This window comes from Vibrio sp. 10N.239.312.C11 (assembly GCF_041466065.1).
Classification (GTDB): domain Bacteria; phylum Pseudomonadota; class Gammaproteobacteria; order Enterobacterales; family Vibrionaceae; genus Vibrio; species Vibrio tasmaniensis_A.
On the sequence record NZ_JBFSRZ010000055.1, the window covers coordinates 1 to 25,068 of the forward strand.

Sequence of the window (25,068 nt, forward strand, 5' to 3'; positions counted from 1 at the left end):
AGCGCAACCTTGCCAAGGTTGAGGTCATCGGTTCGAACCCGATGTATCGCTCCAGTTTACTTTTCATGGTAAACAAAACTCTTTAAGCCACAGTGTTTAAAGACGACCTTACCGGTCACGCTCTTTCTTTAATGCTGCGAAGCATAATCCCCCCAAAAAGCAAATAATCCTCCATTATGGTGGATATTTTTTTGTCTTAAATTTTTGTTAGCAACAAGAATGCTAGTAAACATCAGGTCTCTGAAGCAGATACTTGAGGTTTTTCATATCTATAAACAGACTTATCCACAAAGTATCAAGTGTGGATAACTTGGTTGATAAAGTTATTTCAGACCTAATTCTTTACATTTCTCTAAAAGATCTTTCTTTTTTTCAGTATATTAGCTGAATTGTTCCGATCGTAACTCATTGTTTTTTATCAGGTTGAATGCTTACCTTGAATTTGATAAAAGATCGTTAACTTGTTGTTTTTTGATCTTAATCATTTATCGGTACTGTGTTTAACTTTACGTGGGTGTCGGAAGTTTACGAGAGTTCTGAATTTTTTCCACATTGTTAGAATTGAGAACAAGGTCAAACATTGTTCGAAAATTATGTGCAACGAGTTGTGTTGTATGGTGGGTTGTTGGTGTGGGTTGACCTGCCAATCGTTGATGGCTAAGGGGCTAGGCGTCTCTTGGTAGCCCTTTCTCAACGATGCGTATTAGCCTGTGCTTTTTGGTGAGGATTTTGCTGCTATTTTTTTGCACACAGCTATTTTTCTGCGTAGAGCTATCTTCTTGCATGCTGCTAGCATTGGGTAACTGTTGTAGTTGTTTATTTAAAGCCCACTCAATGTGCACATCCAGCATTTCGTTGTTGCCTCGATGAGATTCCAGTGTTTCAACAATGCGTTGTTGAAATGGCGCATTGCCCATAGCAACAAAAATATTGCGTAACCATTGGGTGTGTCCAATACGTCTTATCGCTGAGCCTTCCATCTTCTTTAGGAAGGTCGCTTCATCCCAACTTGAAAGTGAAACAAGGTCTGCCTCTCGGAAGTCTTCTCTGCGGTGGAAGTCTGTTTGCTCAGTGAGTTCGGCATGGCGGTTCCACGGGCAAACTAACTGACAGTCATCGCAACCGTAAATACGATTACCAATTGCGTCTCTATACTCTTCCGGGATCACACCATCATATTCAATGGTTAAGTACGAGATACATTTTCGAGCATCCACTACGCCATCAGCAATAATGGCGCCAGTTGGACAAGAGGTGATACATGCGGTGCATTTGCCGCACTCATCGACACTGGGTTCATCTGTTGGAAGAGGTATGTTAACTAACAATTCTCCTAGGAAGAACCAAGAGCCAGCGTCTTTATCAAGAATTAATGAGTGTTTACCTGTCCAGCCCAACCCTGCTTTTTGAGCGAGCGGTCGTTCCAAGATGGGCGCTGAATCTACGAAAGGACGTGAGTCTAAACCTTCGACTTCCTTCTCGATTCTTTGTCCCAGCTTTTTCAACTGGTTGCGGAACAATTTGTGATAATCGCGGCCTAAAGAATAACGGCTGATATAACCTTGAGTGGTATCGCTTAGGTTAGAGGCAAACTGAGCTTCTGGTGGTAGATAGTTCATTCGGGCGCTGATCACTCGAATGGTGCCTGGGTGAAGTTCATTGGGACGAGCACGCATCATCCCATGTCGAGCCATCCAATCCATTTCGCCGTGGTTGCCAGCATCTAGCCATGCTTGAAGAGGGGCTTCATGTTCACTTAAATCAACATCGCAGATGCCAACTTTTTGAAAGCCGAGTTCTTTTCCCCAGATTTTAATTTTTTCAGCAAGATGGTCTAGATTCATGGCTTCATTCTTAATTCTTATTTTCTCTGTTTTACAATTAGAGATAAGGCTAATTAAAATTAGGTTCGGCAAAAATGGGGGCGGATCTTAACGGATCTTAGTGGTATTGACCAGAACAGACGTGTTTTGATCAGTATTTTTCATAGAACTTACACTTGAGTGCTTGTCTCCCAAAAGCATCACGGTTTACTATTCTTGTTCTTTTGATTTTTATATAGTCAACGATCGATTTTTAGAGAACGTATTCATGAGCACGAAACAATTTACTTTGAAAGATGAACAAGCAACGATTCAATTAGGAACGGAGCTTTCTAATCTTTGCTCACAGCAGACAACTATTTATCTGCATGGTGATCTTGGCGCAGGTAAAACGACCTTCAGTCGTGGTTTTGTAAAAGCACTTGGCCATCAAGGAAATGTAAAGAGCCCAACGTATACTCTAGTTGAACCTTATCAACTTGCCGATTGGCAGGTGTACCATTTTGATCTTTATCGCCTAGCCGATCCTGAAGAATTAGAGTTTATGGGGATTCGTGACTACTTCACGCCAGATGCTATCTGTTTGGTTGAATGGCCAGAGAAAGGTTATGGAATGCTACCAGAAGCTGATTTGGATATTGATATTCGTTACCAAGACGATCACCGCATTGTTTCTTTAACCGCTAACAGTGAATACGGACAGCGCTTACTTAGTCAGTTGGAGTTATGTTGATTTCTAGACGCCTTATTTCAGCAGTAGCTATGTTGGCTGCTGTTTTTTCTATATTGTTTTCTTCACTTGTTTCTGCAAACTCACTAAAGAGTTTAAGGGTTTGGCCTTCTCCAGAAGAAACTCGTGTGGTTATCGATTTAAAATCAGAAGCGGATTTCAGCTATTTCACCCTGAGTAGCCCGAGTCGCTTGGTTGTTGATTTAAAAAAGACCAACCTTGCAACTAAGTTACCGGTCGTGGTGAAAGACAGCCCCGTTCTATCTAAGATTCGTAAAAGCTCACCGCCAGACAAAAACACGTATCGCTTGGTTTTTGAGTTAAAGAAGTCGTCTAAAGCAGAGTTGTTTAAACTCAGTCCGACTCCTGGTGGTCAGTACGGACATCGCTTGGTGATCGATTTGCCTCATGGTGCGCTAAGTAAAGGCAAAGCAACATCAACGCCGAGTAAGCCAACAGTGAGTAAGAACCTCAATCAAGTTAAGCGTCAGCGTGATGTTCTGATTGTGATTGACCCAGGCCACGGTGGTGAAGATCCTGGTTCCATTGGCCCATCTCGTAAATATGAGAAGAATGCGACTCTTAGTATTTCGAAAAAGATCGCTGCGCAGTTGAATGCAGTTCCGGGAATCAAAACGCGGTTAACACGTAATGCTGATTACTTTGTAAACTTGAACAGACGTGTTGCAATTGCTCGTGAGAACGAAGCACACCTCTTGATCTCTATTCATGCCGATGCCTTTACGACGCCTCAACCAAGAGGTGGCTCGGTGTTCGTGTTGAATACTCGACGGGCAAATACTGAGATTTCCCGTTGGATTGAGAACAAAGAGAAGCAGTCAGAATTGCTGGGCGGCAGCGGTGCTGCGTTTACTGGCAATATTGCAGATAAAAACGTCAACCAAACCCTGCTTGATTTGCAGTTTAGCCACTCTCAAAAAGAGGGCTACAAACTGGCAACGACCATTCTCTCTGAAATGGGTAAGGTCGCAAAACTGCATAACAGTAAGCCGATTAACACCAGCTTGGCAGTGTTACGTTCACCACAAATTCCATCGGTACTTGTAGAAACGGGCTTTATTTCGAATCCGACCGAAGAGAAGCTTCTTTTCCAACGTTCGCATCAAGACAAACTTGCGCGAGCTGTGACCAAAGCGGTCGTTAAATATTTGAAAGCGAATCCACCAGAAGGGATTGTTATTTCTAACGCGGCGGCATCTTCTAACTCTACCAGTCAGCACAAAGTACAGCGTGGTGAATCATTGTCTGTGATTGCGAAGAGGTACGGCACGTCTACACAAGCATTAGTGAAGTTGAATGGTTTGAAGTCGACGAGCTTAGCGGTAGGGCAAATTCTAAAAATTCCAAGCTCGGGTTCACAAGCGGCTACCACAACAAGCCGTAAAACGGTGACACACACGGTTAAGTCTGGAGAGTACTTAGGCAAGATAGCTAGCCGTTACAAAGTATCGGTAGCAAGCATTAAACGTGAGAACCGCTTGAAATCAGAAACCGTGAGAGTAGGCCAAAAGTTACGTATTACGGTTGAAGTAAAAGATATACCTCTACGTAAACATAAAGTCGCAAGAGGCGATTATCTTGGCAAGATTGCTTCGAAATATGGTGTGAGCGTCAACAGTATCCGTCAAGCAAACAAACTACGTTCCGATGAGTTGGCCATTGGCCAAGTGCTGATTATTCCGCACAAATAGTTGGCTAATGTTGAAGTAATGTTTAGAACATAGAAGCAATCTCAAACGCGAGAAGTGCTTCTATAAATGGCAGTAAGGTAGCTATACATATGACGATCAAAATACTGCCAGCTCGGCTAGCTAACCAAATCGCAGCGGGTGAAGTGGTAGAAAGACCTGCTTCTGTTGTGAAAGAGTTGGTTGAGAACAGTTTGGATTCTGGTGCGACACGTATCGATATCGATATCGAGAAAGGTGGCGCTAAGATGATCCGCGTTCGTGACAACGGCAAGGGCATTGTTAAAGATGAGCTTGCCTTGGCATTAAGCCGTCATGCTACCTCTAAAATTCATACTCTTGATGACCTTGAAGCGATCGTCAGCCTAGGTTTCCGAGGTGAAGCACTGGCGAGTATTAGCTCTGTTGCCCGCCTAACTATGACTTCACGTCCTACGACTCAGGATCAAGCTTGGGCTGCACATAGTGAAGGTCGTGATATGCAGGTGAAACTGCAGCCAGCAGCGCATCCCATTGGCACCTCGGTTGAGGTATTGGATCTGTTCTTCAATACTCCGGCACGACGTAAATTCTTACGCACCGAGAAAACTGAATTCACGCATATCGATGAGCTGCTTAAACGCATTGCATTGAGCCGTTTTGATGTGACGATTAACCTTCGTCATAACGGTAAAATGATTCGTCAGTACCGCGCTGCAAAAACACAAGTTCAAGCCGAAAAGCGCATCGCAGCTGTATGTGGCAATCCTTTTGTTCGCCATATGCTTAAGATCGAACTTGAGCATCAAGGCTTAAAACTTCATGGCTGGATCACCACGCCTGAAGGAGCAAGACAACAAAGCGATCTGCAATACTGTTATGTGAATGGTCGTATGATGCGTGACAAGCTGATCAATCATGCGATTCGTCAAAGCTACGAAACTAGCTTGCGCCCCGACCAATTCGCGACGTATGTGTTGTTCATTGAGCTAGACCCGCATCAGGTGGACGTGAATGTTCATCCTGCAAAACATGAAGTGCGTTTTCATCAAGCCCGCCTTGTACACGACTTCATCTACCAAGCCTTGAGTGATGGCTTAGCACAGAGTAAGCAAATCGATGCGGCGCCTGTGAATCAATCTGCTTTCCATCAATCAGAAGCGCCAAGTTATCAGCAAGATGATTCGGTGCCTGAAGTTGATGGTGTTGCAAGTTTCGCTGAACCTGAAAACACGCTACCTAGTAGCGCGGATCAAAGCCAAGTTTCGGAAAGGGTGCGACATGCTATTGAGCAAACGCCAGCCTACCCAAGAAAAGCAGACTCTGAGCACGCTTACGATCAACATCAGCACAGCATTAATGATGGTGGGCAGCGTTATAGCTCACCAGCTAACCGAGGTTCATCGTCTAGCAGAGGCTCGTCGGATCGCGAAACCAGTTTTACCGGTTCGCCTCGCCAAGAGTGGATAGAGTCTCGACCTGAACTTAAAAAAGAAAAGGAGCCGCACCAACATCATGGTGAACCTGCTCCATCTAAGCGAGAAGTGAAGGCCTATAAAGAGCTTCTGAAAACGCCAAGTTTTGATGACCAAGTTGTAGAACCATCCTCACCTCACGACCATGTGGCACCCGTAGAAACCAGAGACAACTTAGAAAATATAGACAGCATAGAAAATAAAGAAGCTAAGCCTGCTCAACAGAACCCTGTTCATTTAAAGCCAAGAGCACCTGTGACGGACTTAGGCAAAGCAGTCTCGGTAGTGGAACGCCAATATTTGGTAATGGGAAACAAGAACGGCAGTGTGTTGGTTTCTTTGGCTAAGGCTGAGTTATTGCGTGTTGTTGGTCAGCTTGATACGCGTGATGGCGCGTTAAAGAGCCAACCATTATTAGTGCCTTTATCCATCAAATTAGGCGCTGATTTAGTCGATGTCGCTAAGGCGCTAAGTCCAATACTGTCTGTGCTTGGTATCGAGCTTAAAGCTAGGAATAACGAAGCGATAATGGTGATGGGAGTGCCTTCTCCTTTGAGGCAGCAAAACTTACAAATTTTGATCCCAGATCTGTTATCTTACGCGGCTTCAATAAACGCTCAGGCCTCGGAAACTCAAGGCCATAGCTTTTCTAGCGATACGTTACCATTACTGGTTAACTGGATCGGGATTCAGACAGCACAAGTAAAAAACGACTACACTTTATCTGAAGCGGTTCAACTAGTTGGGGAACTTGAGCAACTTTGGCATGGTCTACTTCCATTAGATGATCCCGAATTTGTTAATCCTATCGACTTTTCTGCAACCATCGCTGCTTTTATGGCTTAGTTTGCAGGTGAATTTTCACAGCTGAGTTTTAGATAAATTAAGCTTATTTACGGCTTCGGCTGTTTACGATTTAACTGTTGCGATGAGGCTTTTCTTAGTAGACAAGAGTATCGCGACATGAAGCCTTTTAATTAAGTGCTCTAACAGAGAAATAAATACAAAATATCATGACTGAAAAATTACCTTTAGCGTTGTTTTTAATGGGCCCAACGGCATCAGGAAAAACAGATTTAGCTATCCGCTTGCGTCAGAAATACCCGGTAGAGATCATCAGTGTCGATTCGGCGCTAATCTACAAAGACATGGATATTGGTACTGCTAAGCCGGATGCAGGAGAGCTCGCGCTCGCGCCTCATCGCTTGATTGATATTCTCGATCCAAGCGAAGCGTATTCTGCGGCTGACTTTCGTCGTGATGCGATCAGTGAAATGAATAAGATTGTAGCGGAAGGTAAAATCCCGCTACTTGTTGGTGGCACAATGCTTTACTACAAGGCATTGTTGGAAGGTTTATCGCCACTACCCGCCGCGGATCAAGAGATTCGTAAGCAGATTGAAGCGGAGTCTATTGAACAGGGTTGGCAGGCATTGCATGATCAATTAAGAGAGATAGATCCCGTATCCGCTGAAAGAATACACCCAAATGATCCACAAAGGCTTTCAAGGGCATTGGAAGTTTATCGAATTTCGGGTAAAACATTAACAGAGCTAACTCAAACGAAAGGCGATAGCCTGCCATTTCGTGTAAAACAATTTGCAATAGCTCCCAAGGAAAGGAAAGAACTCCATCGCCGCATTGAGCTGCGTTTCGAGAAGATGATAGAAGCGGGATTTGAAGATGAAATGAAAGCGTTGTACGCCAGAGAGGATCTTCACCCTGAACTGCCATCGATCCGATGCGTTGGTTATAGGCAGATGTGGGATTATTTAGATGGGAATTGCGATTTAGACGAAGCGGTTTTCCGTGGTGTCTGCGCAACCCGTCAATTGGCCAAGCGACAAATCACCTGGTTACGCAGTTGGGATGATTTAACTTGGTTGGATAGCGAAAACATTGAACAGGCGTTAGAAACTCTTTCAGATGCAATAGCATCTGATTAGTATTGCTGTGTATAATGTGATCGCTTTTGCGTGAATATACTCTGGAAAGGATCAGTTGTTGAGGCTTTTAAAAATCACAGCCTTTCAATAACAACGGAGTTTTTTTATTCGTTTAGCTCAGATGCAAAGGCCGCACCTTTTTGTGCACCACTAGCTAAATAATTACAACAAAATATAAATAAGGAAAATAAAATGGCTAAGGGGCAATCGCTACAAGACCCATTCCTAAATGCACTCCGTCGTGAGCGCATTCCAGTCTCTATCTATCTTGTTAACGGCATCAAGCTGCAAGGTCAGATCGAGTCTTTCGATCAATTCGTGATCTTATTGAAGAACACAGTAAACCAAATGGTTTACAAGCATGCGATTTCTACTGTGGTTCCTGCTCGTGCAGTGAGTCACCACAGCGGCGAGCAACAACGCGCGCCATCTGATCGTCCTGAGAAGACTGAAGATTAATCGTTCAATTGATACAGCTTGCGCTGTAATAAGGAGTTGGTTGCTTGTTTGACCGTTATGAATCCGGCGAGCGAGCCGTACTTGTTCATATCAACTTCACGCAAGAGGGAGAATGGGAAGACCTGAGCGAATGTGAAATGCTGGTCTCCTCAGCGGGGGTAGAAACGCTACAAGTGATTACTGGTAGCCGACAATCCCCACTCCCTAAATACTACGTTGGAGAAGGTAAAGCCCTAGAAATCGCACAAGCTGTTCAGCTAACCGGTGCTGAAATTGTGATTTTTAACCACTCCCTCTCTCCTGCCCAAGAGCGAAACCTCGAGCAATTGTGTAAATGTCGTGTGATAGATCGCACGGGTTTGATCTTAGATATCTTTGCACAACGTGCGCGAACTCATGAAGGTAAGCTACAAGTTGAGCTCGCTCAGCTTCGTCATATCTCTACTCGATTGATTCGTGGTTGGACTCACCTTGAAAGGCAGAAAGGTGGTATTGGTCTTCGTGGTCCAGGTGAAACTCAACTGGAAACCGATCGACGTTTGTTGCGTGACCGTATAAAGGCAATATTACGTCGTTTAGCGAAAGTCGCTAAGCAGCGTGAACAAGGACGACGTGCTCGTAATCGAGCTGAAATCCCAACAATTTCTTTGGTTGGTTATACCAACGCGGGGAAATCAACACTTTTCAATCGCATCACAAGTGCTGGTGTTTATGCGGCAGACCAACTGTTTGCAACCTTAGACCCAACACTACGTAAGATTGATTTGGCAGATGTAGGGCCTGCAATTCTCGCTGATACCGTAGGTTTTATCCGTCATCTACCACACGACTTGGTCGCTGCGTTCAAGGCTACGTTACAAGAGACGCAGGAAGCTGACATTTTGTTACATGTTGTTGATGCCAGTGATGACCGCTTTCGTGAGAACATTCAGGCTGTTCATGAAGTATTAGAAGAAATCGATGCTCATGAAGTGCCAACCCTTGTAGTCATGAACAAAATTGACTGCATGGAAGACCAAAAACCTCGAATTGAAAGAGACGAAGAGGGCGCACCTCGCGCTGTTTGGGTTTCTGCAATGGAAGGAGAAGGCATTGAACTGCTGTTTGAAGCTTTAACTGAGCGTTTAGCAAGTCAAATGGTTCAATTCCGGTTGTGTATTCCACATCAACATCAGGGCCGTATTCGTAGCTTATTCTTTGAGATGAAATGTATTCAACAAGAAGAGTATGATGAAAATGGTAACTTGTTGATAGATATCCGAATGCAACAAATAGATTGGTCTAAACTTGAAAAAAGAGAAGGGGCGCTCTTAGGTGGCTTTATCGTTACCAAAGAGACTGCTACAGTATAACGTCATATCAAATGATGGAGCTTTCTAATGGCGTGGAATGAGCCTGGAAATAACAACAACGGCGATAATAACGGCCGCGATAACGACCCTTGGGGTAAGAACAATAATCGCGGCGGCCGAGATCAAGGACCGCCAGACTTAGACGAAGTGTTTAGTAAACTAAGTCAAAAGTTAGGTGGCAAGTTTGGTAAAAAAGGTGGCAACGGTAACGGGCCATCTATTGGTGGTGGCGGTGCGATTGGCTTTGGTGTCATTGCTGTCATTGCGATTGCTATCTGGTTCTTCGCTGGTTTCTATACCGTTGGCGAAGCAGAAAGAGCAGTAGTACTTCGACTGGGTCAGTTCGACCGTATCGAGGAACCTGGTCTTAACTGGCACCCACGCTTTATCGATGAAATCAAAGATGAGCAACTGGTAAACGTTCAAGCGATTCGTTCTCTACGTGCTGCTGGCACCATGCTAACGAAAGATGAAAACGTTGTGACCGTTGAAATGGGTGTTCAATACCGTGTTTCTGACCCATACAAATACTTGTATCGTGTAACGAATGCAGACGACAGTTTACGCCAAGCAACCGATTCTGCGCTTCGTGCGGTAATTGGTGACTCACTAATGGATAGTATCTTGACAAGTGGTCGTCAGCAGATTCGTCAAAGCACTCAAGAAACGTTGAACCGTATTATTGATAGCTACGACATGGGTATTCTGATTGTCGACGTGAACTTCCAGTCAGCACGTCCACCTGAGCAAGTGAAAGATGCATTTGATGATGCTATCGCGGCCCGTGAGGATGAAGAGCGTTTCGAGCGTGAAGCTGAAGCTTACCGAAATGACATTCTTCCAAAAGCAACAGGTCGTGCTGAGCGTTTGAAGAAAGAAGCGGTGGGTTACTCAGAGCGCACAGTTAATGGTGCTCTAGGTCAAGTAGCTCAGTTCGAGAAACTGCTACCTGAATACCAAGCCGCTCCTGAAGTAACACGTAACCGTATGTACCTTGATACAATGGAAAAAGTGTACTCAAGCACATCGAAAGTCCTGATTGATTCTGAATCAAGCGGTAACTTGCTATACCTACCAATTGATAAGCTAGGCGCACAAGGTGGTTCTCAGTCGGGTACTCGCCCTGCAAAAGCATCATCAACTTACGATCAAATTGAGTTAGAAACTCAAGCGGATCCAAAGTCTAGCACTCAAACTCGTTCAGACAGTTCACGCCAAGGGAGATACTAATAATGCGTAAATTAATGATCCCTGTATTAGTTGTGACGATTGCCCTTCTATTGATGTCACTATTTGTGATTCAAGAAGGCGAACGTGGCATGGTAATTCGTTTTGGTCGAGTTCTCGATGACAACGGCGTATCACGAATCTATGAACCAGGCTTGCACTTTAAACTGCCGATGTTTGATCGCGTAAAAGTACTTGATGCTCGTATTCAAACAATGGATGGTCGTTCTGACCGTTTCGTAACATCAGAGAAAAAAGACGTTCTAATTGATACCTACGCAAAATGGCGTATTGCTGATTTTGGACGTTTTTATCTGAGTACCGGCGGCGGCAATATCATGACGGCAGAAGCACTTCTTGAGCGTAAAGTGACAGATGTTCTTCGTTCTGAAATTGGTTCTCGTGAAATTAAGCAGATCGTATCAGGCCCTCGTAATAAGGACATCCTGCCAGACTCTGCTGATAGCGAAGTTGTCACAACGGTAGCGGCTGCAGAAGCACTAGAAGTTGATGGCGAACGCGATAAGATCATGGAAAACGTTTTGTCTGGAACGGCAGAAAGTGCGATGGCTGATTTAGGTGTTGAAGTTGTTGATTTCCGAATGAAGAAGATTAACCTTCCTGACGAAATCAGTGAATCTATCTACCGCCGTATGCGTGCAGAACGTGAGTCGGTTGCTCGTAGACACCGTTCACAAGGTCGTGAGAAAGCAGAAGTTATCCGTGCTCAAGCTGAGCTAGAAGTCGCGACTGTTCTTGCTGAAGCTGACCGTACTGCTCGAGTGACTCGTGGTGATGCTGATGCGGAAGCAGCGAAGATCTACTCTGATGCATTTAGCAAAGACCCTGAGTTCTATGGCTTCATGCGTTCACTGCAAGCTTATGAGACATCATTTAGCGATAAGAGCGACATTCTAGTACTGGATCCGAAGACTGACTTCTTCCAATACATGAATCAAGCAAGCGGTGCTCCAGCAAAATAAGCTGATTCGTTAATTCATTAAATTAGCGAAGTAACTAAAAATCAAAAGGCTCCCATAATGGGAGCCTTTTTGTTTTCTATTCGTTGAAGATTGAAGATTGAAGATTGAAGATTGACCATTGAATCTTCGAGGGAAGTCGTAGTGACAGCTCCGTACTTTGAGAAAACCTAACGGTAGGTCATGAAAGCGATAACGGCACCAGCCACCACAAGACAACCGCCAATACGGCGCAGTTGGGTGTCTGGTTGCTCGCTCAGTTGCGCGACCATGTTTCTCCAGCCATTAGGTGCAATCAAGGGGCCGAGCCCTTCAGCGATAAGAACGAGCCCAATAGCGAGCCAAATTGATTGAGACATGGTTCTGCCTTTTGTCTATAAAATGCAATGATATCAGCATCTTTACACATTCGCCCTCAGTTATCGCTGGTTTATTTTTGTACAGCGTTAACGTTTATGAACAAAAAGTGACTGCAAGAAGTGTGATTCAGTGCTAGAATCCATTTTTAATTAGCAACAGAAATTGGAAAGATGGGAAATAACGTAGTCGTTCTAGGCACCCAATGGGGTGATGAAGGTAAAGGTAAAATCGTTGACCTTTTAACTGAAGATGCAAAATACGTGGTTCGCTACCAAGGCGGTCACAATGCAGGTCACACACTTGTAATTGACGGTGAAAAAACCGTTCTTCACTTAATTCCATCAGGCATCCTACGCAATAACGTTAAATGTGTTATTGGTAACGGTGTTGTATTATCGCCTGACGCACTTCTTAAAGAGATGAAGCCTCTTGAAGAACGCGGTATCCCAGTGCGTGAGCGTCTTTTCATCTCTGAAGCTTGTCCTCTAATTCTTCCGTACCATATTGCTATCGACAACGCGCGTGAAATCGCTCGTGGCGCGAAAGCTATCGGTACAACAGGTCGTGGTATCGGTCCTGCTTACGAAGATAAAGTTGCTCGTCGCGGTCTACGCGTTGGCGACCTTTTCGATAAAGAAGCATTTGCTGAGAAGCTAAAAGAAGTTATGGAATTCCACAACTTCCAACTAGAGCACTTCTACAAAGCTGAAACAGTAAGCTACGAAGAAGTACTTGAGCAAGCGATGAGCTACGCAGACATGTTAACTGCGATGGTTATCGACGTAACTGACGAACTAGACGCAGCACGTAAGCGCGGCGACAAGATCATGTTTGAAGGTGCTCAAGGTACGCTACTAGATATCGACCACGGTACTTACCCATACGTAACGTCTTCTAACACGACTGCTGGTGGTGTTGCTGCAGGTTCTGGTTTCGGTCCTCGTCACATCGGTTACATCCTTGGTATTACTAAGGCTTACTGTACTCGTGTTGGTTCAGGTCCATTCCCAACTGAGCTATACGATGGCCTTGAGAAGCAAGATCCAGTCGGTAAGCACCTAGGCGATGTTGGTCACGAGTTTGGCGCAACTACTGGTCGTCTACGTCGTACAGGTTGGTTCGATGCTGTTGCTATGCGTCGTGCAATCCAAATCAACTCTCTATCTGGTATGTGTCTAACTAAACTAGACGTTCTAGATGGCCTAGAAGAACTAAAAATCTGTACTGGTTACAAGATGAAAGATGGTTCTATCCTAGAAGTTTCTCCAATGGCTGCTGAGTCATTCGAAGAAGCGACGCCAATCTACGAAACAATGCCTGGTTGGTCTGAAAACACATTTGGTGCTAAATCTATCGACGCGCTTCCACAAGCTGCTCTAGATTACATCAAGCGTATCGAAGACCTAACTGGCGTTCCAATTGATATCGTATCAACTGGCCCAGATCGTAACGAAACTATCATCAAGGTTCACCCATACGGCGCATAATGCCCAGTTGAGTGATTACCACAGCACGAAGCGTACTGAGGTAATTAAAGTACTTTGATAATGAAATAGTTTTCTAAAAGCCGACTTTGTTAAGTCGGCTTTTTAATGCCTGCAATTTGAAAACTAAGCCGCTCGTGATGATCTTTTGAACGCCATATGGCAAAATATTGCCCATTAGCGGCAAGTTTTGTCTAAAGCCGTCAAGGTTATTGCCGATACAGATATCATGGAAAGTGAAGTTCACCCTATTTTGGTGCGTGCAGAAATCGTCTGCTGCCCTCAATAGATAGCTTTAACGACAGATAATAGAGTGCAGGTATGAAGCTACGAATTGTAGCAGCTTCATTGATAGTGGCGCTGAGCTCACCCTTGAGTCATGCAGATTTGGCTGATGTGGGAGAGCCCGTTCCAATATATACAGAAGCTGAACTGATTAATTTAATTGAGAATAATCAACACCTAGAGCGAGTGAAAGCTGATAAGTGCCAGTTAGTTGAAGATATCGTTGCTCGTGCAACGCGTATTAGCTTGCCTTCTTATGAGTTTTTATACGGTGATATGTTGGCTTGGGGTGTGTGTGTTCCGCAAGATGTAGAGCTTGGCCTTTACTATATGGAAAACGCGGCACATCAAGGTTTACCAGCGGCACTAGAGCAGCTAGGACGTTATTATTCTCTTGGCACCTTGGTGCAACAAGACAAAGAGCGTGCGATCCCGTATTTACGTGAAGCCGCCTCGATGGGTAACTTAAGTGCAAGTATCCACTTAGCGGAACTCTTGCTACGTGATTACGGTAGCCCGTTAGATTATGAAGATGCTTATCGCTGGTTATACAACTCGGTGACAGCGGATCAAAGGCAACATAAGCGTATAACTGTGCTTCGAAGCGGTTTGGAGCGGAGAATGCCAGACAACATTATCGCTCGAGCAAAACGTCGAGACGTGTTCTGGTAATTACAATTATTAATTAAGGTTGATGGTTAACGACTGCACTCGTTAACCATCTATCTTGATCGAGAAAGATATCGATATAAAAAGGCCTCATAGGTAAATACCTATGAGGCCTTTTTTGATCTGAACGGAAAGCCGTTTATTTCATTCGATGACGTTACTGAACAACTTCACCAGATTCAATTACCGTCTTACGAACGACTTTGGTGAAATCGAGTGCTTCTTGGCGAATTTGATCTTCATCGACCGTTAGCATGTCGCGATCTTGCATGATGATCTTGCCATCAACGATGGTGTGACGAACGTTCCCCGAGTTAGCTGAGTAAACTAATGCAGAGTATGGGTTGTACACAGGAACCATGTTTGGAGCCTTGGTGTCGATCACTATGATGTCGGCTAGCTTGCCTGCTTCAAGAGAGCCGATCTTATCTTCCATGTGTAGTGCTTTTGCTGCGCCCATTGTTGCCATGTCGATCACTTTGATCGGCGGCATTGCAGCACGATCTTTATTCACCAATTTGTGAACCTTAGCGACTTGGTTGAACTCATCAATGGTGCTCAATGTGTTACCAGACATTGGGCCATCAGTACCTAAACCGATACGTACATTTTCGTCATACATCTTAAGCGCAGGTGACACGCCTTTTGCTGACTTGATGTTGGCACTCATGTTGTGAGCTACGCCCATATCTGATTTTTTCACTAGCTCGATATCATGATCGTCTACTAGGATCATGTGTGCGCCAACTAAGTTTTTGTTTAGTGCACCAATGCTGTCCATGTATTGAACCGGAGATAAACCTTCAGCTCGTTTTGCAATTTTTTCTTCTTCACGATGAGATTCAGCTAAGTGAATCATTACTGGAACATCAAGTTCTAGAGAAAGCTTTGCTACTTTTTGAAGGACTTCGGTTGTGTTTGTGTAAGGGGCGTGAGGAGCAAATGCAGGCGTAATACGCGGGTGATCTTTATATTCTTCAATGAAGTTCAATGCGTATTTAATACCTTCTTCCGCGTTTGCTGCATCAGCCACTGGGAATTTGATTACTGTTTCGCCTAATACTGCGCGCATACCAATTTTATCAACAGTTTTAGCGACTTCGTCTTCAAAGTAGTACATATCAGCGTAAGTAGTTACGCCACCTTTTACCATTTCAACGTTACCAAGGTTAGCGCCTATACGAACCATATCGCGAGATACTAACTTAGCTTCAAGTGGGAAGATGTAGCGGTGCAAGCGATCAGGCACATCATCGGCCAACGAACGGAAAACCGTCATGGATACGTGAGTATGAGTATTGATGAGACCTGGCATTACGATATCGCCATCAACGTCTAGCACTTGTTTAGCTTGGTACTGCTTCTCTAGTGAAGCATCGCCAACCGCAATGATTTTGTTGTCTTTGACCACAACAGTGCCGCTCTCGTAAACCGTTTTTTCTTGGTTCATGGTTAGAACCATGGCATCGGTTATCATCAGGTCAGCTTTTTCCATTGCTGAACTCGCAAATGGAAATAGAGTTAGGCTTGCCATCGCTGAAGCCAATAGGGTGCGTTTTAGTTTCATATCAATACTCAGAACAGGTGTTGGTAAAGTGTGTGGATAATAGTGTATTTCATTCATGGCGCAAACGTTTGTTTTATCGTTTGCTTGAAATTTTGATGATTGCCCGCGTCTATGAAGTGATGTTTCACAAAGTGAAGATATGTATCAATCTTAGGTTATTTTAGGCTTTTCCAAAGCATATCTGTAGCTTACCTCTAGCATCAGATATACTAGGGGTAATATACCTTCCTTGCTTAAGCAGGCCCGCCTATGTCAAAAAACACACCAATGTCAGAAAACACGACAGCGACAACCACTGTTGATCCTTTTGCCGACCGAGAGTCGAAAAATTACGAAAACCCAGTACCAAGCCGTGAGTTCATTATTTCGTTTCTAACAGACGCGAATATTCCTATGAACCGCAACGATCTATTCGAAGCTTTGGGTTTGGCTGGAGAGGAACAATATGAAGGGCTGCGTCGTCGTTTACGTGCAATGGAACGTGATGGACAGCTTATCTTTACCCGTCGTCAGTGTTACGCATTGCCTGAGAAGATGGAACTGATCAAAGGCTTTGTGATTGGTCATAAAGACGGTCATGGTTGGGTACGCCCAGACGGCAGTGTGGGTAAAGACAATGATATCGTGCTGCCGCATCATCAGATGAAAACTATCATGCACGGTGATTACGTATTGGTTCAGCCTACTGACAACAGTAAGCGTGGCCGTCGTGAAGGCCGTTTGGTTCGTGTGCTTGAAGAGCGTAAAACGCCACTTGTTGGTCGCTTCTTCCTAGAGTACGGCCATTCTTATGTGGTTGCTGATGATTCGCGTATCAGTCACGACATCCAGATCCCAACTGAGCATAAAGGCGGTGCTCGAATGGGTAATGTGGTTGTGATTGAAATTACGGACCGTGGTGGTCGTTCTCGTAACATGATGGGTAAAGTGACCGAAGTTCTTGGTGAGAATATGGCTCCGGGTATGGAAACGCAGATCGCGATCCGTACTCACCAGATCCCGCAAGAGTGGCCTGAAGCGGTAGATAAGCAAATCGTAAACCTCGGTGAACATGTTCCTGAAGAAGCAAAAGAAGGACGTGTTGATCTACGCAAATTGCCATTGGTGACTATCGATGGTGAAGATGCGCGTGACTTCGATGATGCGGTTTACTGTGAAGCGAAGAAAGGCGGCGGCTGGCGCCTGTGGGTAGCGATTGCTGACGTAAGTTACTACGTTCGCCCAGAGACAGCGCTAGACAAAGAAGCGATTAACCGTGGTAACTCGGTATACTTCCCGTCACAAGTTGTCCCAATGCTGCCAGAAGTCCTTTCAAATGGTTTGTGTTCATTGAACCCTCAAGTCGACCGTTTGTGTATGGTGTGTGAGATGACTATCTCAGACAAAGGTAAACTGTCAGGCTACAAGCACTATGAAGCAGTCATGAATTCTCATGCTCGTCTTACTTATAACAAAGTAGGCGCGATCTTAGATGGCAATGAAGAGTTACGTGAACGTTACGAACCAGAAGTACCACATCTTGAAGAGCTTCATAAGATGTATAAGGTGCTTAAGAAAACGCGTGACGAACGTGGTGCGATTGAATTTGAAACGGTAGAAACTAAGTTTATCTTCAATGCGGATCGTAAGATCGACCGTATTGAGCCAGTAATCCGTAACGATGCACACAAGATCATCGAAGAATGTATGATTCTTGCGAATATCGCATCGGCATCTTACGTAGAAAAAGCAAAAGAGCCTGCGCTGTACCGTGTTCACGATACTCCGGGTGAAGAGCGCTTAATGGGCTTTAAGAGTTTCTTAAGTGAATTAGGTTTAACGCTGGAAGGTGGCCTGTCGCCATCTCCGGTAGATTATGCACAACTGATGCAGCAGATTAACGAACGTGAAGATCGTGAATTAATCCAAACTATGCTGCTGCGCTCAATGAAGCAAGCGGTATACAACGCGGACAACGCGGGTCACTTTGGTCTAGCTCTTAAGCGCTATGCTCACTTTACCTCGCCAATTCGTCGTTACCCAGATTTGCTATTGCACCGTGCGATTAAGTACCTTATTGCGAAAGAAGAAGGTCGTAACAGCGAGCGTTGGACGCCAACCGGTGGTTACCACTACACTTTCGATGATATGGACTTCTACGGCGAACAGTGTTCAATGACTGAGCGTCGTGCTGATGATGCTACGCGTGAAGTGAACGACTGGCTGAAATGTGAATACATGCAAGACCATGTTGGCGAAGTGATGGATGGCGTGATTGCCAACGTGACTGGCTTCGGTTTCTTTGTGCGTCTAACTGAACTGCACATCGATGGTCTGGTACATATTTCTGCGCTAGCGAATGACTACTACCAATTTGATGCTGTTGGTCAGCGTCTGGTTGGTGAAAGCTCAGGTAATATCTACCGCTTGGGTGATTCGGTTAAAGTGAAGGTTTCTGCGGTTAACTTAGAAACTCGTCAAATCGACTTTGATTTAGAAGACACCGATCGTCAGCCGCGTGGTAAAGGTAAAACAGCCAAGAAGCGTGCTGCTGAAGCGATGAAAAAGGCGAAAAGCAAGAAGCGTTCAGCGGTGAAGAGCAATAAGCCGGGTGTACCTGCAACGCCTTTAGTTGAACCAACTAAGCGACCTGATGGAAGTAGCGAAAGTTCAGCTAAGAAGAAAAAGCCAGCGAATAAAACTGGTGCTGCTAAAGCTCGAGCTAAGAAAAAGCGTACCGCAAGTCGTAAGCCAAAGGCTGATAAGTCTTAAGGTTAATAAGTCTTAAGCTTAATAAGGCGCTTTGCTAATTAGGTTTAGCACAGCGCTAGTTTAATGTGACATGGCTTTAACGCGAAAAGACTTTAATGCGAGAGTATCAGGCGCAAGACGCATACTCTCGAAATAAACAACACAGGGGTGGGTGCATCGGGTTTGATGTCTCATTCATCTCTGAGCAATAAGAGTAACCAGAGACAATGAGTAACGAATTTATTTACGGTATTCACGCGGTGAAAGCCGTACTAGAAAAAGATCCAGCGCGCTTTATTGAAGCGTACGTGCTTAAAGGTCGTCAAGACGATCGTCTTCTTCCATTACTGAATCAACTGCAGCAATTTGGTGTGTCGATTCAACAAATGGGCCGTAAGCCGCTTGATGAAAAAGCACAGGGTGCAAATCACCAAGGTCTTATTGCTAAGGTGAAGCCTGCTAAGCAGCTTAATGAAACTCACCTAGACGATATCCTTGCGCAGCACGAACAGCCTCTGCTGTTGGTTCTAGACGGCGTAACAGACCCTCACAACCTAGGTGCTTGTCTGCGTAATGCGGATGCCGCGGGTGTTGCTGCTGTTATCGTACCGAAAGACCGCTCTTCGCCGCTAACAGCAACGGTAAGCAAGGTTGCTTGTGGTGCGGCTGAGACCGTTCCTCTAGTACGTGTAACCAACCTCGCTCGAACAATGCGTGCACTGCAAGAACAGGGTGTATGGTTTGTGGGTACCGCAGGTGAAGCAACGCATGATATCTACCAAGCGAAGTTAACAGGCCCTCTTGCTGTGGTTATGGGTGCTGAAGGTGACGGTATGCGTCGTCTAACGCGTGAAACCTGTGATGATCTGATTAAGATCCCAATGGCAGGTAGCGTGTCGAGCCTGAACGTTTCAGTAGCATCGGGCATCTGTCTGTTCGAAGCGGTACGTCAGCGTTTAGCTCAATAGCGTTAAGCTGAGTAAAAAGACAAAGCGACTTTAAGTCTATGAATTTATTAACGCTCACCACTTGCTGGTGGGCGTTTCTTTTTAGGGCCTAGAGTGACAAATTGACAGAATCACAGATGGCTAGATGGCGAAAGAAAAACTGTTTCATTATTAGCCAAATACCGCTTGCCAATACCGGGTTCTTTCTATAATATTTGCCGTCCTTAAAACTCGGTCATTTTTCTTTAGTTCCTTGCTTCCCTTGGACGACCGAGCCTTTCGTGGAAGCTAATAATCCGTAAGGAGCAACCAAATGCGTCATTATGAAATCGTATTCATGGTTCACCCTGATCAAAGCGAGCAAGTTGCTGGCATGATCGAGCGTTACACTGGTTCAATCACTGAAGCTGGTGGTACTATCCACCGTCTAGAAGACTGGGGCCGCCGTCAAATGGCTTACCCAATCAACAAACTTCACAAAGCTCACTACGTTCTTATGAACGTTGAAGCTGGCCAAGAAGTGATGGACGAGCTAGAAACTGCTTTCCGTTTTAACGATGCAGTTCTACGTAACATGATCATGCGCACTAAAGGCGCTGTGACTGAGCAATCTATCATGCTTAAGCAAAAAGAAGAGCGTGCAGAGCGTGCTCCTCGTCGTGATGACCGTGAAGAACGTGCACCACGTCGTGAAGAAGAAGCTAAGCCAGAAGCTGCTGCTGAGTAATTCTTTTTTGGCCTTTTAGGTCATTAAATTTTATTCAACTCGTTTAGGTATTCCCACTAAGCATTTGCTTAGACTTATTTATAAGTTCGTGTGAGTACCGCATTATTAAATTTAGATCAGGAGATAGCCCATGGCTCGTTTCTTCCGTCGTCGTAAATTCTGCCGTTTTACTGCAGAAGGCGTACAAGAGATTGACTACAAAGACGTAGCAACTCTAAAAAACTACATCACTGAAGCTGGTAAAATTGTACCTAGCCGTATCACTGGTACAAGTGCTAAATACCAACGTCAGCTAGCTCGCGCTATCAAGCGTTCTCGTTACCTAGCACTACTACCGTACACTGACAAGCATCAGTAATCGGTAATAGTTAATAATAGTTTAAGAGGACTAAGATAATGCAAGTTATTCTACTTGATAAGATCGGTAACCTAGGTGGCCTTGGCGACCAAGTAAACGTTAAATCTGGTTACGCTCGTAACTTCCTTATCCCACAGGGTAAAGCAGTTATGGCAACTAAAGACAACGTTGCTATGTTCGAAACTCGTCGTGCAGAACTAGAAGCTAAAGTTGCTGAGCAACTAGCTGCTTCAGAAGCTCGCGCTGAGAGCGTTAACACTCTAGAAGGCGTTACAATCGCTTCTAAAGCTGGTGACGAAGGTAAACTATTCGGTTCTATCGGTACTCGTGACATCGCTGACGCTATTACAGCGGCAGGTGTTGCAGTAGCTAAGAGCGAAGTACGCCTACCTGAAGGCGCTCTACGTAACATCGGCGAATTCGAAGTAAGCATCCAACTTCACTCTGAAGTTTTTGCTACTGCGAAAATCGCTATCGTTGCAGCTGAGTAATTTCAGTACCAAGACGAATTCTTTCTTTTGAAAGTTTTAAACACCAGCTTCGGCTGGTGTTTTTTTATGTCTGCAATATGAGTTTTAAGCTTTTTGGAACAGTGACGATTGCAGGGATAGAAAGCACTAGAGAGGAGGGGCCTTACATAGTAAAAACGAGGGTGTTCTTTATCGATACACCGTTATACCCGCTCTCAAATTTAGAATTGAAAAAGTAGATTTACAGACAGTACGGAATCTTCTTTGTTCAACCCTTCCGGTACCTTGTCGTGGTACTGTCGAGAGTGAGCAATTTTTAGTGCGATATTGTCGGTAATATCGTTGATGGCTTCTAATTCAGTATCAAATTTTAGGTTGCTGTGGCCAGACACCAACGTCACATCGGCTTTGAGCTTCAAATTTTTCAATACCTGCCATGATGTATTTACATTGCCACGGAAAATCGCTTCTTCAACGATCTCTGGGAAGATGATGTCATCGTCGTCTAATTCATCGAGATTAGGCTCTTGGTAACGAAAACCCGGCCCCACTTCGACCTCCAACACAAACTCTTCTGTATTCGAAAACTGATAACCTAGACCGCTAGAAACGGTGTAGTCCTTAAAATAAGCACTGTATCGTGAATCGACCCCTTTAAAGCTGCCATAGAGGTAGGTTTTCGGACTTAACTTGTAGTCACTCTGAGCAGAATATGTCGATTGCCTTTTATCTTCTTCGCCATCTTTGTAGAGATTGTAATATTTCCATTCGCCACTGGTTCTATGACGGCCAGCCGTGTACTCACCGTTCAGGCGTGCATTAAGCGATCGAGAATCAGAATTACCAGTATGCGACTGATATCCAAATTCGACTTCAGTATTCAGTGGGTTCGGCAGTTCTGAATCACTCGGTGCGATATCCATATCTTTTTCAAGTGTCGGTGCAACGACGATCGGCTCAGCAGCAGGTTCTGGTACCACTATCGAGTCGAGGATTGCATCAACAGAGGCTTTAGCATCATCCGCTAAGGCCGACGGAGTGCTCAGGAGACCGATGCTTAGAAGACTATAGCTTAGAAGACCAGTGCTCAGAGCCAATAATTTGGACACGCATACCTCAGTTATACAGTGAATGAATGGAAGGATCGTAATGCTACCTTTGGTTAATTCCGTCAGCAATAGGTAAATTCTTGCTGAAGAATAAAACAAACTCATAGGATCGGATTACAAACGGATGTTCTTGGGTATAATGAACGATCATTATTAGTTATTGAGTGTAGTCATAGTGGATACCAAAAGTCAGAAATCAGCCAACGATCAGGTGGACGCCATCAAGGTCCCGCCACATTCATTAGAAGCTGAGCAATCTGTTATTGGCGGTTTGTTATTGGATAACGAACGCTGGGATACGGTGGCCGAAAAGGTTGTGGCCAAAGACTTTTATAGCCGTCCTCACCGTCTGATCTTTGAAGCGGTAAAGGATATCCTTGAAGAAAGCTCTCCTCTGGATCTTATTACACTCTCTGAACATTTAGAGCTGCGTGAGCAACTTGAAGAAGTGGGTGGCTTTGCTTACCTTGCTGACCTAGCGAAAAATACGCCGAGTGCGGCAAACATCAATGCCTATGCAGATATCGTGGCACAACGTGCATTGGTGCGTAGCCTGATTGGTGTGGCAAATGAAATTGCGGATTCTGGTTATGACCCTCAAGGTCGTACATCGGAAGAACTTGTTGATCTTGCTGAGAGTAAAGTTTTCGCGATTGCCGAAGGCCGAGCAAGTGAAAATGAAGGTCCACAAAACGTTGATAGCATTCTAGAGAAGACGCTAGAACGTATCGAAATCTTATATAAATCGCCACAAGATGGTGTGACAGGTGTCGATACGGGCTTCAACGACCTCAATAAGAAAACGGCAGGCCTTCAGGGTTCTGACTTAATCATTGTTGCTGCGCGTCCATCGATGGGTAAAACCACGTTTGCGATGAACCTATGTGAAAACGCAGCGATGAAGCAAGACAAGCCAGTGTTAATCTTCTCGCTAGAGATGCCAGCTGAACAGCTGATGATGCGTATGCTTGCATCACTTTCTCGCGTAGACCAAACCAAGATTCGTACCGGTCAGTTAGACGATGAAGATTGGGCTCGTATCTCGTCGAGTATGGGTATTCTGATGGATAAGAAGAATATGTATATCGATGACAGCTCGGGTCTAACGCCAACAGAAGTACGTTCTCGAGCTCGACGAATTGCTCGTGAGCATGATGGCATCTCTATGATCATGATAGATTACCTTCAATTAATGCGTGTACCTTCGTTATCTGATAACCGTACTCTAGAGATCGCCGAGATTTCTCGCTCATTGAAAGCACTAGCAAAAGAGCTCAACGTACCAGTTGTGGCACTTTCTCAGCTTAACCGTTCCCTAGAGCAGCGTGCTGATAAGCGCCCAGTAAACTCGGATTTGCGTGAATCAGGTTCGATCGAGCAAGATGCCGACTTAATCATGTTTATCTATCGTGATGAGGTTTATAACCCAGATAGTTCATTGAAAGGCATCGCTGAGATCATCCTTGGTAAGCAACGTAACGGCCCGATCGGTTCGGTTCGTCTTACATTCCAAGGTCAACATTCCCGATTTGATAACTATGCAGGTCCTGCATTTGATGATGAGTAATCACTAATGACTTACATGAAAGCAGCGACGGCGAGTATTGACTTAAACGCGCTTGAACACAACCTGAACCAGATAAAGTCGAAGGCTCCTCATTGCAAGGTAATGTCTGTTGTGAAAGCCAATGGCTACGGACATGGCTTACTGCATATAGCCAAGCATTCAAAAAGCTCTGATGCTTTTGGTGTGGCGCGTATTGAAGAAGCATTACAGCTTCGTGCTGGTGGCATTGTTAAACCTATTTTGTTGCTAGAGGGGTTTTATTCTTCGGGCGATTTACCCATCCTGGTGACCAATAACATCCAAACGGTAGTGCATTGCGAAGAGCAATTAAGCGCGCTAGAGAATGCAGAGTTGGAAACACCTGTTGTGGTTTGGCTAAAAGTCGACAGTGGTATGCATCGCCTAGGTGCTCGTCCTGAGCAATACCAAAACTTTGTTGAGCGCTTACATCAATGTGCGAATGTCGCTAAACCTCTGCGCTACATGAGCCACTTCGGTTGTGCTGATGAACTTGATAGAGCAACCACCGTTGAACAGACCGAGCTTTTCTTATCGCTCACCGACGGTTGTGAAGGTGAGCGTTCACTTGCTGCTTCTGCGGGTCTATTAGCTTGGCCAGACAGCCATCTTGATTGGGTTCGCCCGGGAATTATCTCTTACGGTGTTTCTCCTTTTGCTGATAAATCAGCGCAAGATCTTGGCTTTTATCCTGTAATGACTTTGACCTCTCACCTGATAGCCGTTCGTGATGTTAAAGCGGGTGAAAGTGTGGGCTATGGCGGTAACTGGACCAGTGAGCGAGATACCAAGGTTGGTGTGATCGCGATAGGTTATGGTGATGGTTATCCTCGCACTGCTCCTAACGGCACTCCAGTATTCGTTAACGGCCGAAAAGTACCGATCGCAGGACGTGTATCAATGGACATGTTAACGGTTGATCTTGGCCCTGATGCGGCAGATAAAGTCGGTGATGAAGCAACATTATGGGGTAAAGATTTACCTTCAGAAGAAGTCGCAGAACATATCGGCACTATCGCTTACGAGCTGGTCACTAAGCTGACTTCGCGTGTTGCGATGGAGTACGTGAAGTAGCTAATACGAAGTAACTATGGATC

Annotated in this window: 21 protein-coding genes; 17 read left to right on the forward strand and 4 right to left on the reverse strand. The window is 44.9% G+C overall.

What is annotated here, in order from left to right; all coding sequences use genetic code 11:
* Nucleotides 1-665: 665 nt before the first annotated feature.
* On the reverse strand, nucleotides 666-1,844 hold the full coding sequence (gene queG / locus AB6D07_RS18830) for a tRNA epoxyqueuosine(34) reductase QueG (protein ID WP_029222983.1): 1,179 nt from the start codon (nucleotides 1,842-1,844) through the stop codon (nucleotides 666-668).
* A gap of 247 nt (nucleotides 1,845-2,091) precedes the next feature.
* On the opposite strand from queG, the gene tsaE reads away from it, so the two are divergent.
* From tsaE to hflC, 8 genes are all read left to right on the forward strand, one after another.
* Nucleotides 2,092-2,556, forward strand: coding sequence for a tRNA (adenosine(37)-N6)-threonylcarbamoyltransferase complex ATPase subunit type 1 TsaE (tsaE, locus tag AB6D07_RS18835; protein WP_004735870.1), 465 nt, complete (start codon nucleotides 2,092-2,094; stop codon nucleotides 2,554-2,556).
* A complete protein-coding gene (locus tag AB6D07_RS18840) occupies nucleotides 2,550-4,265 on the forward strand; it encodes an N-acetylmuramoyl-L-alanine amidase (protein WP_017103360.1) in 1,716 nt (571 codons plus the stop codon). Before tsaE ends, AB6D07_RS18840 begins: the two co-directional genes overlap by 7 nt.
* Before the next feature lie 89 nt (nucleotides 4,266-4,354).
* Complete coding sequence (gene mutL, locus AB6D07_RS18845) at nucleotides 4,355-6,562, forward strand: DNA mismatch repair endonuclease MutL (RefSeq protein WP_372092048.1); 2,208 nt, start codon at nucleotides 4,355-4,357, stop codon at nucleotides 6,560-6,562.
* Between the two features lie 167 nt (nucleotides 6,563-6,729).
* Nucleotides 6,730-7,662: a tRNA (adenosine(37)-N6)-dimethylallyltransferase MiaA gene (miaA, locus tag AB6D07_RS18850; protein WP_009847880.1), complete on the forward strand. Its 933-nt coding sequence runs from the start codon at nucleotides 6,730-6,732 to the stop codon at nucleotides 7,660-7,662.
* A 192-nt stretch (nucleotides 7,663-7,854) separates the two neighbouring features.
* Nucleotides 7,855-8,121, forward strand: a complete 267-nt coding sequence (gene hfq / locus AB6D07_RS18855; protein ID WP_004735866.1) for an RNA chaperone Hfq — start codon at nucleotides 7,855-7,857, stop codon at nucleotides 8,119-8,121.
* Nucleotides 8,122-8,165: 44 nt separating this feature from the next.
* Nucleotides 8,166-9,473 carry a ribosome rescue GTPase HflX gene (gene hflX, locus AB6D07_RS18860; RefSeq protein ID WP_009847881.1) on the forward strand — a complete coding sequence of 436 codons (1,308 nt, stop codon included), beginning with the start codon at nucleotides 8,166-8,168 and terminating at the stop codon, nucleotides 9,471-9,473.
* A 27-nt stretch (nucleotides 9,474-9,500) separates the two neighbouring features.
* Nucleotides 9,501-10,703 carry an FtsH protease activity modulator HflK gene (hflK, locus tag AB6D07_RS18865; protein WP_017103358.1) on the forward strand — a complete coding sequence of 401 codons (1,203 nt, stop codon included), beginning with the start codon at nucleotides 9,501-9,503 and terminating at the stop codon, nucleotides 10,701-10,703.
* 2 nt (nucleotides 10,704-10,705) lie between these two features.
* Complete coding sequence (gene hflC / locus AB6D07_RS18870; RefSeq protein ID WP_009847883.1) at nucleotides 10,706-11,683, forward strand: protease modulator HflC; 978 nt, start codon at nucleotides 10,706-10,708, stop codon at nucleotides 11,681-11,683.
* A gap of 167 nt (nucleotides 11,684-11,850) precedes the next feature.
* On the opposite strand, the gene AB6D07_RS18875 is transcribed toward hflC, so the two are convergent.
* Nucleotides 11,851-12,039, reverse strand: coding sequence for a DUF2065 domain-containing protein (locus tag AB6D07_RS18875; protein WP_009847884.1), 189 nt, complete (start codon nucleotides 12,037-12,039; stop codon nucleotides 11,851-11,853).
* 171 nt (nucleotides 12,040-12,210) lie between these two features.
* Here AB6D07_RS18875 and AB6D07_RS18880 point away from each other — a divergent pair, with 171 nt between their 5' ends.
* Both AB6D07_RS18880 and motX read left to right on the forward strand, forming a co-directional pair.
* Complete coding sequence (locus AB6D07_RS18880) at nucleotides 12,211-13,527, forward strand: adenylosuccinate synthase (RefSeq protein ID WP_009847885.1); 1,317 nt, start codon at nucleotides 12,211-12,213, stop codon at nucleotides 13,525-13,527.
* A 318-nt stretch (nucleotides 13,528-13,845) separates the two neighbouring features.
* Complete coding sequence (gene motX / locus AB6D07_RS18885; protein ID WP_009847886.1) at nucleotides 13,846-14,481, forward strand: flagellar protein MotX; 636 nt, start codon at nucleotides 13,846-13,848, stop codon at nucleotides 14,479-14,481.
* 154 nt (nucleotides 14,482-14,635) lie between these two features.
* On the opposite strand, the gene AB6D07_RS18890 is transcribed toward motX, so the two are convergent.
* Entirely contained in the window at nucleotides 14,636-16,045 is a 1,410-nt protein-coding gene (locus AB6D07_RS18890) for an amidohydrolase (RefSeq protein ID WP_029222982.1), read from the reverse strand.
* Nucleotides 16,046-16,294: 249 nt separating this feature from the next.
* Here AB6D07_RS18890 and rnr point away from each other — a divergent pair, with 249 nt between their 5' ends.
* From rnr to rplI, 5 genes are all read left to right on the forward strand, one after another.
* Entirely contained in the window at nucleotides 16,295-18,796 is a 2,502-nt protein-coding gene (gene rnr / locus AB6D07_RS18895) for a ribonuclease R (protein WP_017103356.1), read from the forward strand.
* Nucleotides 18,797-19,002: 206 nt separating this feature from the next.
* Nucleotides 19,003-19,743: a 23S rRNA (guanosine(2251)-2'-O)-methyltransferase RlmB gene (gene rlmB / locus AB6D07_RS18900; RefSeq protein ID WP_009847889.1), complete on the forward strand. Its 741-nt coding sequence runs from the start codon at nucleotides 19,003-19,005 to the stop codon at nucleotides 19,741-19,743.
* A gap of 292 nt (nucleotides 19,744-20,035) precedes the next feature.
* The gene (gene rpsF / locus AB6D07_RS18905; RefSeq protein WP_004735855.1) at nucleotides 20,036-20,449 is read left to right on the forward strand and encodes a 30S ribosomal protein S6; all 414 of its coding nucleotides are present in this window, start codon (nucleotides 20,036-20,038) and stop codon (nucleotides 20,447-20,449) included.
* Between the two features lie 130 nt (nucleotides 20,450-20,579).
* On the forward strand, nucleotides 20,580-20,807 hold the full coding sequence (gene rpsR / locus AB6D07_RS18910; RefSeq protein ID WP_000090472.1) for a 30S ribosomal protein S18: 228 nt from the start codon (nucleotides 20,580-20,582) through the stop codon (nucleotides 20,805-20,807).
* 38 nt (nucleotides 20,808-20,845) lie between these two features.
* On the forward strand, nucleotides 20,846-21,298 hold the full coding sequence (gene rplI, locus AB6D07_RS18915) for a 50S ribosomal protein L9 (protein ID WP_009847890.1): 453 nt from the start codon (nucleotides 20,846-20,848) through the stop codon (nucleotides 21,296-21,298).
* Between the two features lie 200 nt (nucleotides 21,299-21,498).
* Here rplI and AB6D07_RS18920 read toward each other — a convergent pair whose 3' ends face one another.
* The gene (locus AB6D07_RS18920; protein ID WP_029222981.1) at nucleotides 21,499-22,386 is read right to left on the reverse strand and encodes a DUF481 domain-containing protein; all 888 of its coding nucleotides are present in this window, start codon (nucleotides 22,384-22,386) and stop codon (nucleotides 21,499-21,501) included.
* A 175-nt stretch (nucleotides 22,387-22,561) separates the two neighbouring features.
* Between AB6D07_RS18920 and AB6D07_RS18925 the strand changes: the two genes are divergently transcribed.
* The gene (locus AB6D07_RS18925; RefSeq protein ID WP_009847892.1) at nucleotides 22,562-23,953 is read left to right on the forward strand and encodes a replicative DNA helicase; all 1,392 of its coding nucleotides are present in this window, start codon (nucleotides 22,562-22,564) and stop codon (nucleotides 23,951-23,953) included.
* Between the two features lie 6 nt (nucleotides 23,954-23,959).
* Nucleotides 23,960-25,045 carry an alanine racemase gene (alr, locus tag AB6D07_RS18930; protein WP_017097257.1) on the forward strand — a complete coding sequence of 362 codons (1,086 nt, stop codon included), beginning with the start codon at nucleotides 23,960-23,962 and terminating at the stop codon, nucleotides 25,043-25,045.
* Nucleotides 25,046-25,068 lie beyond the last annotated feature (23 nt).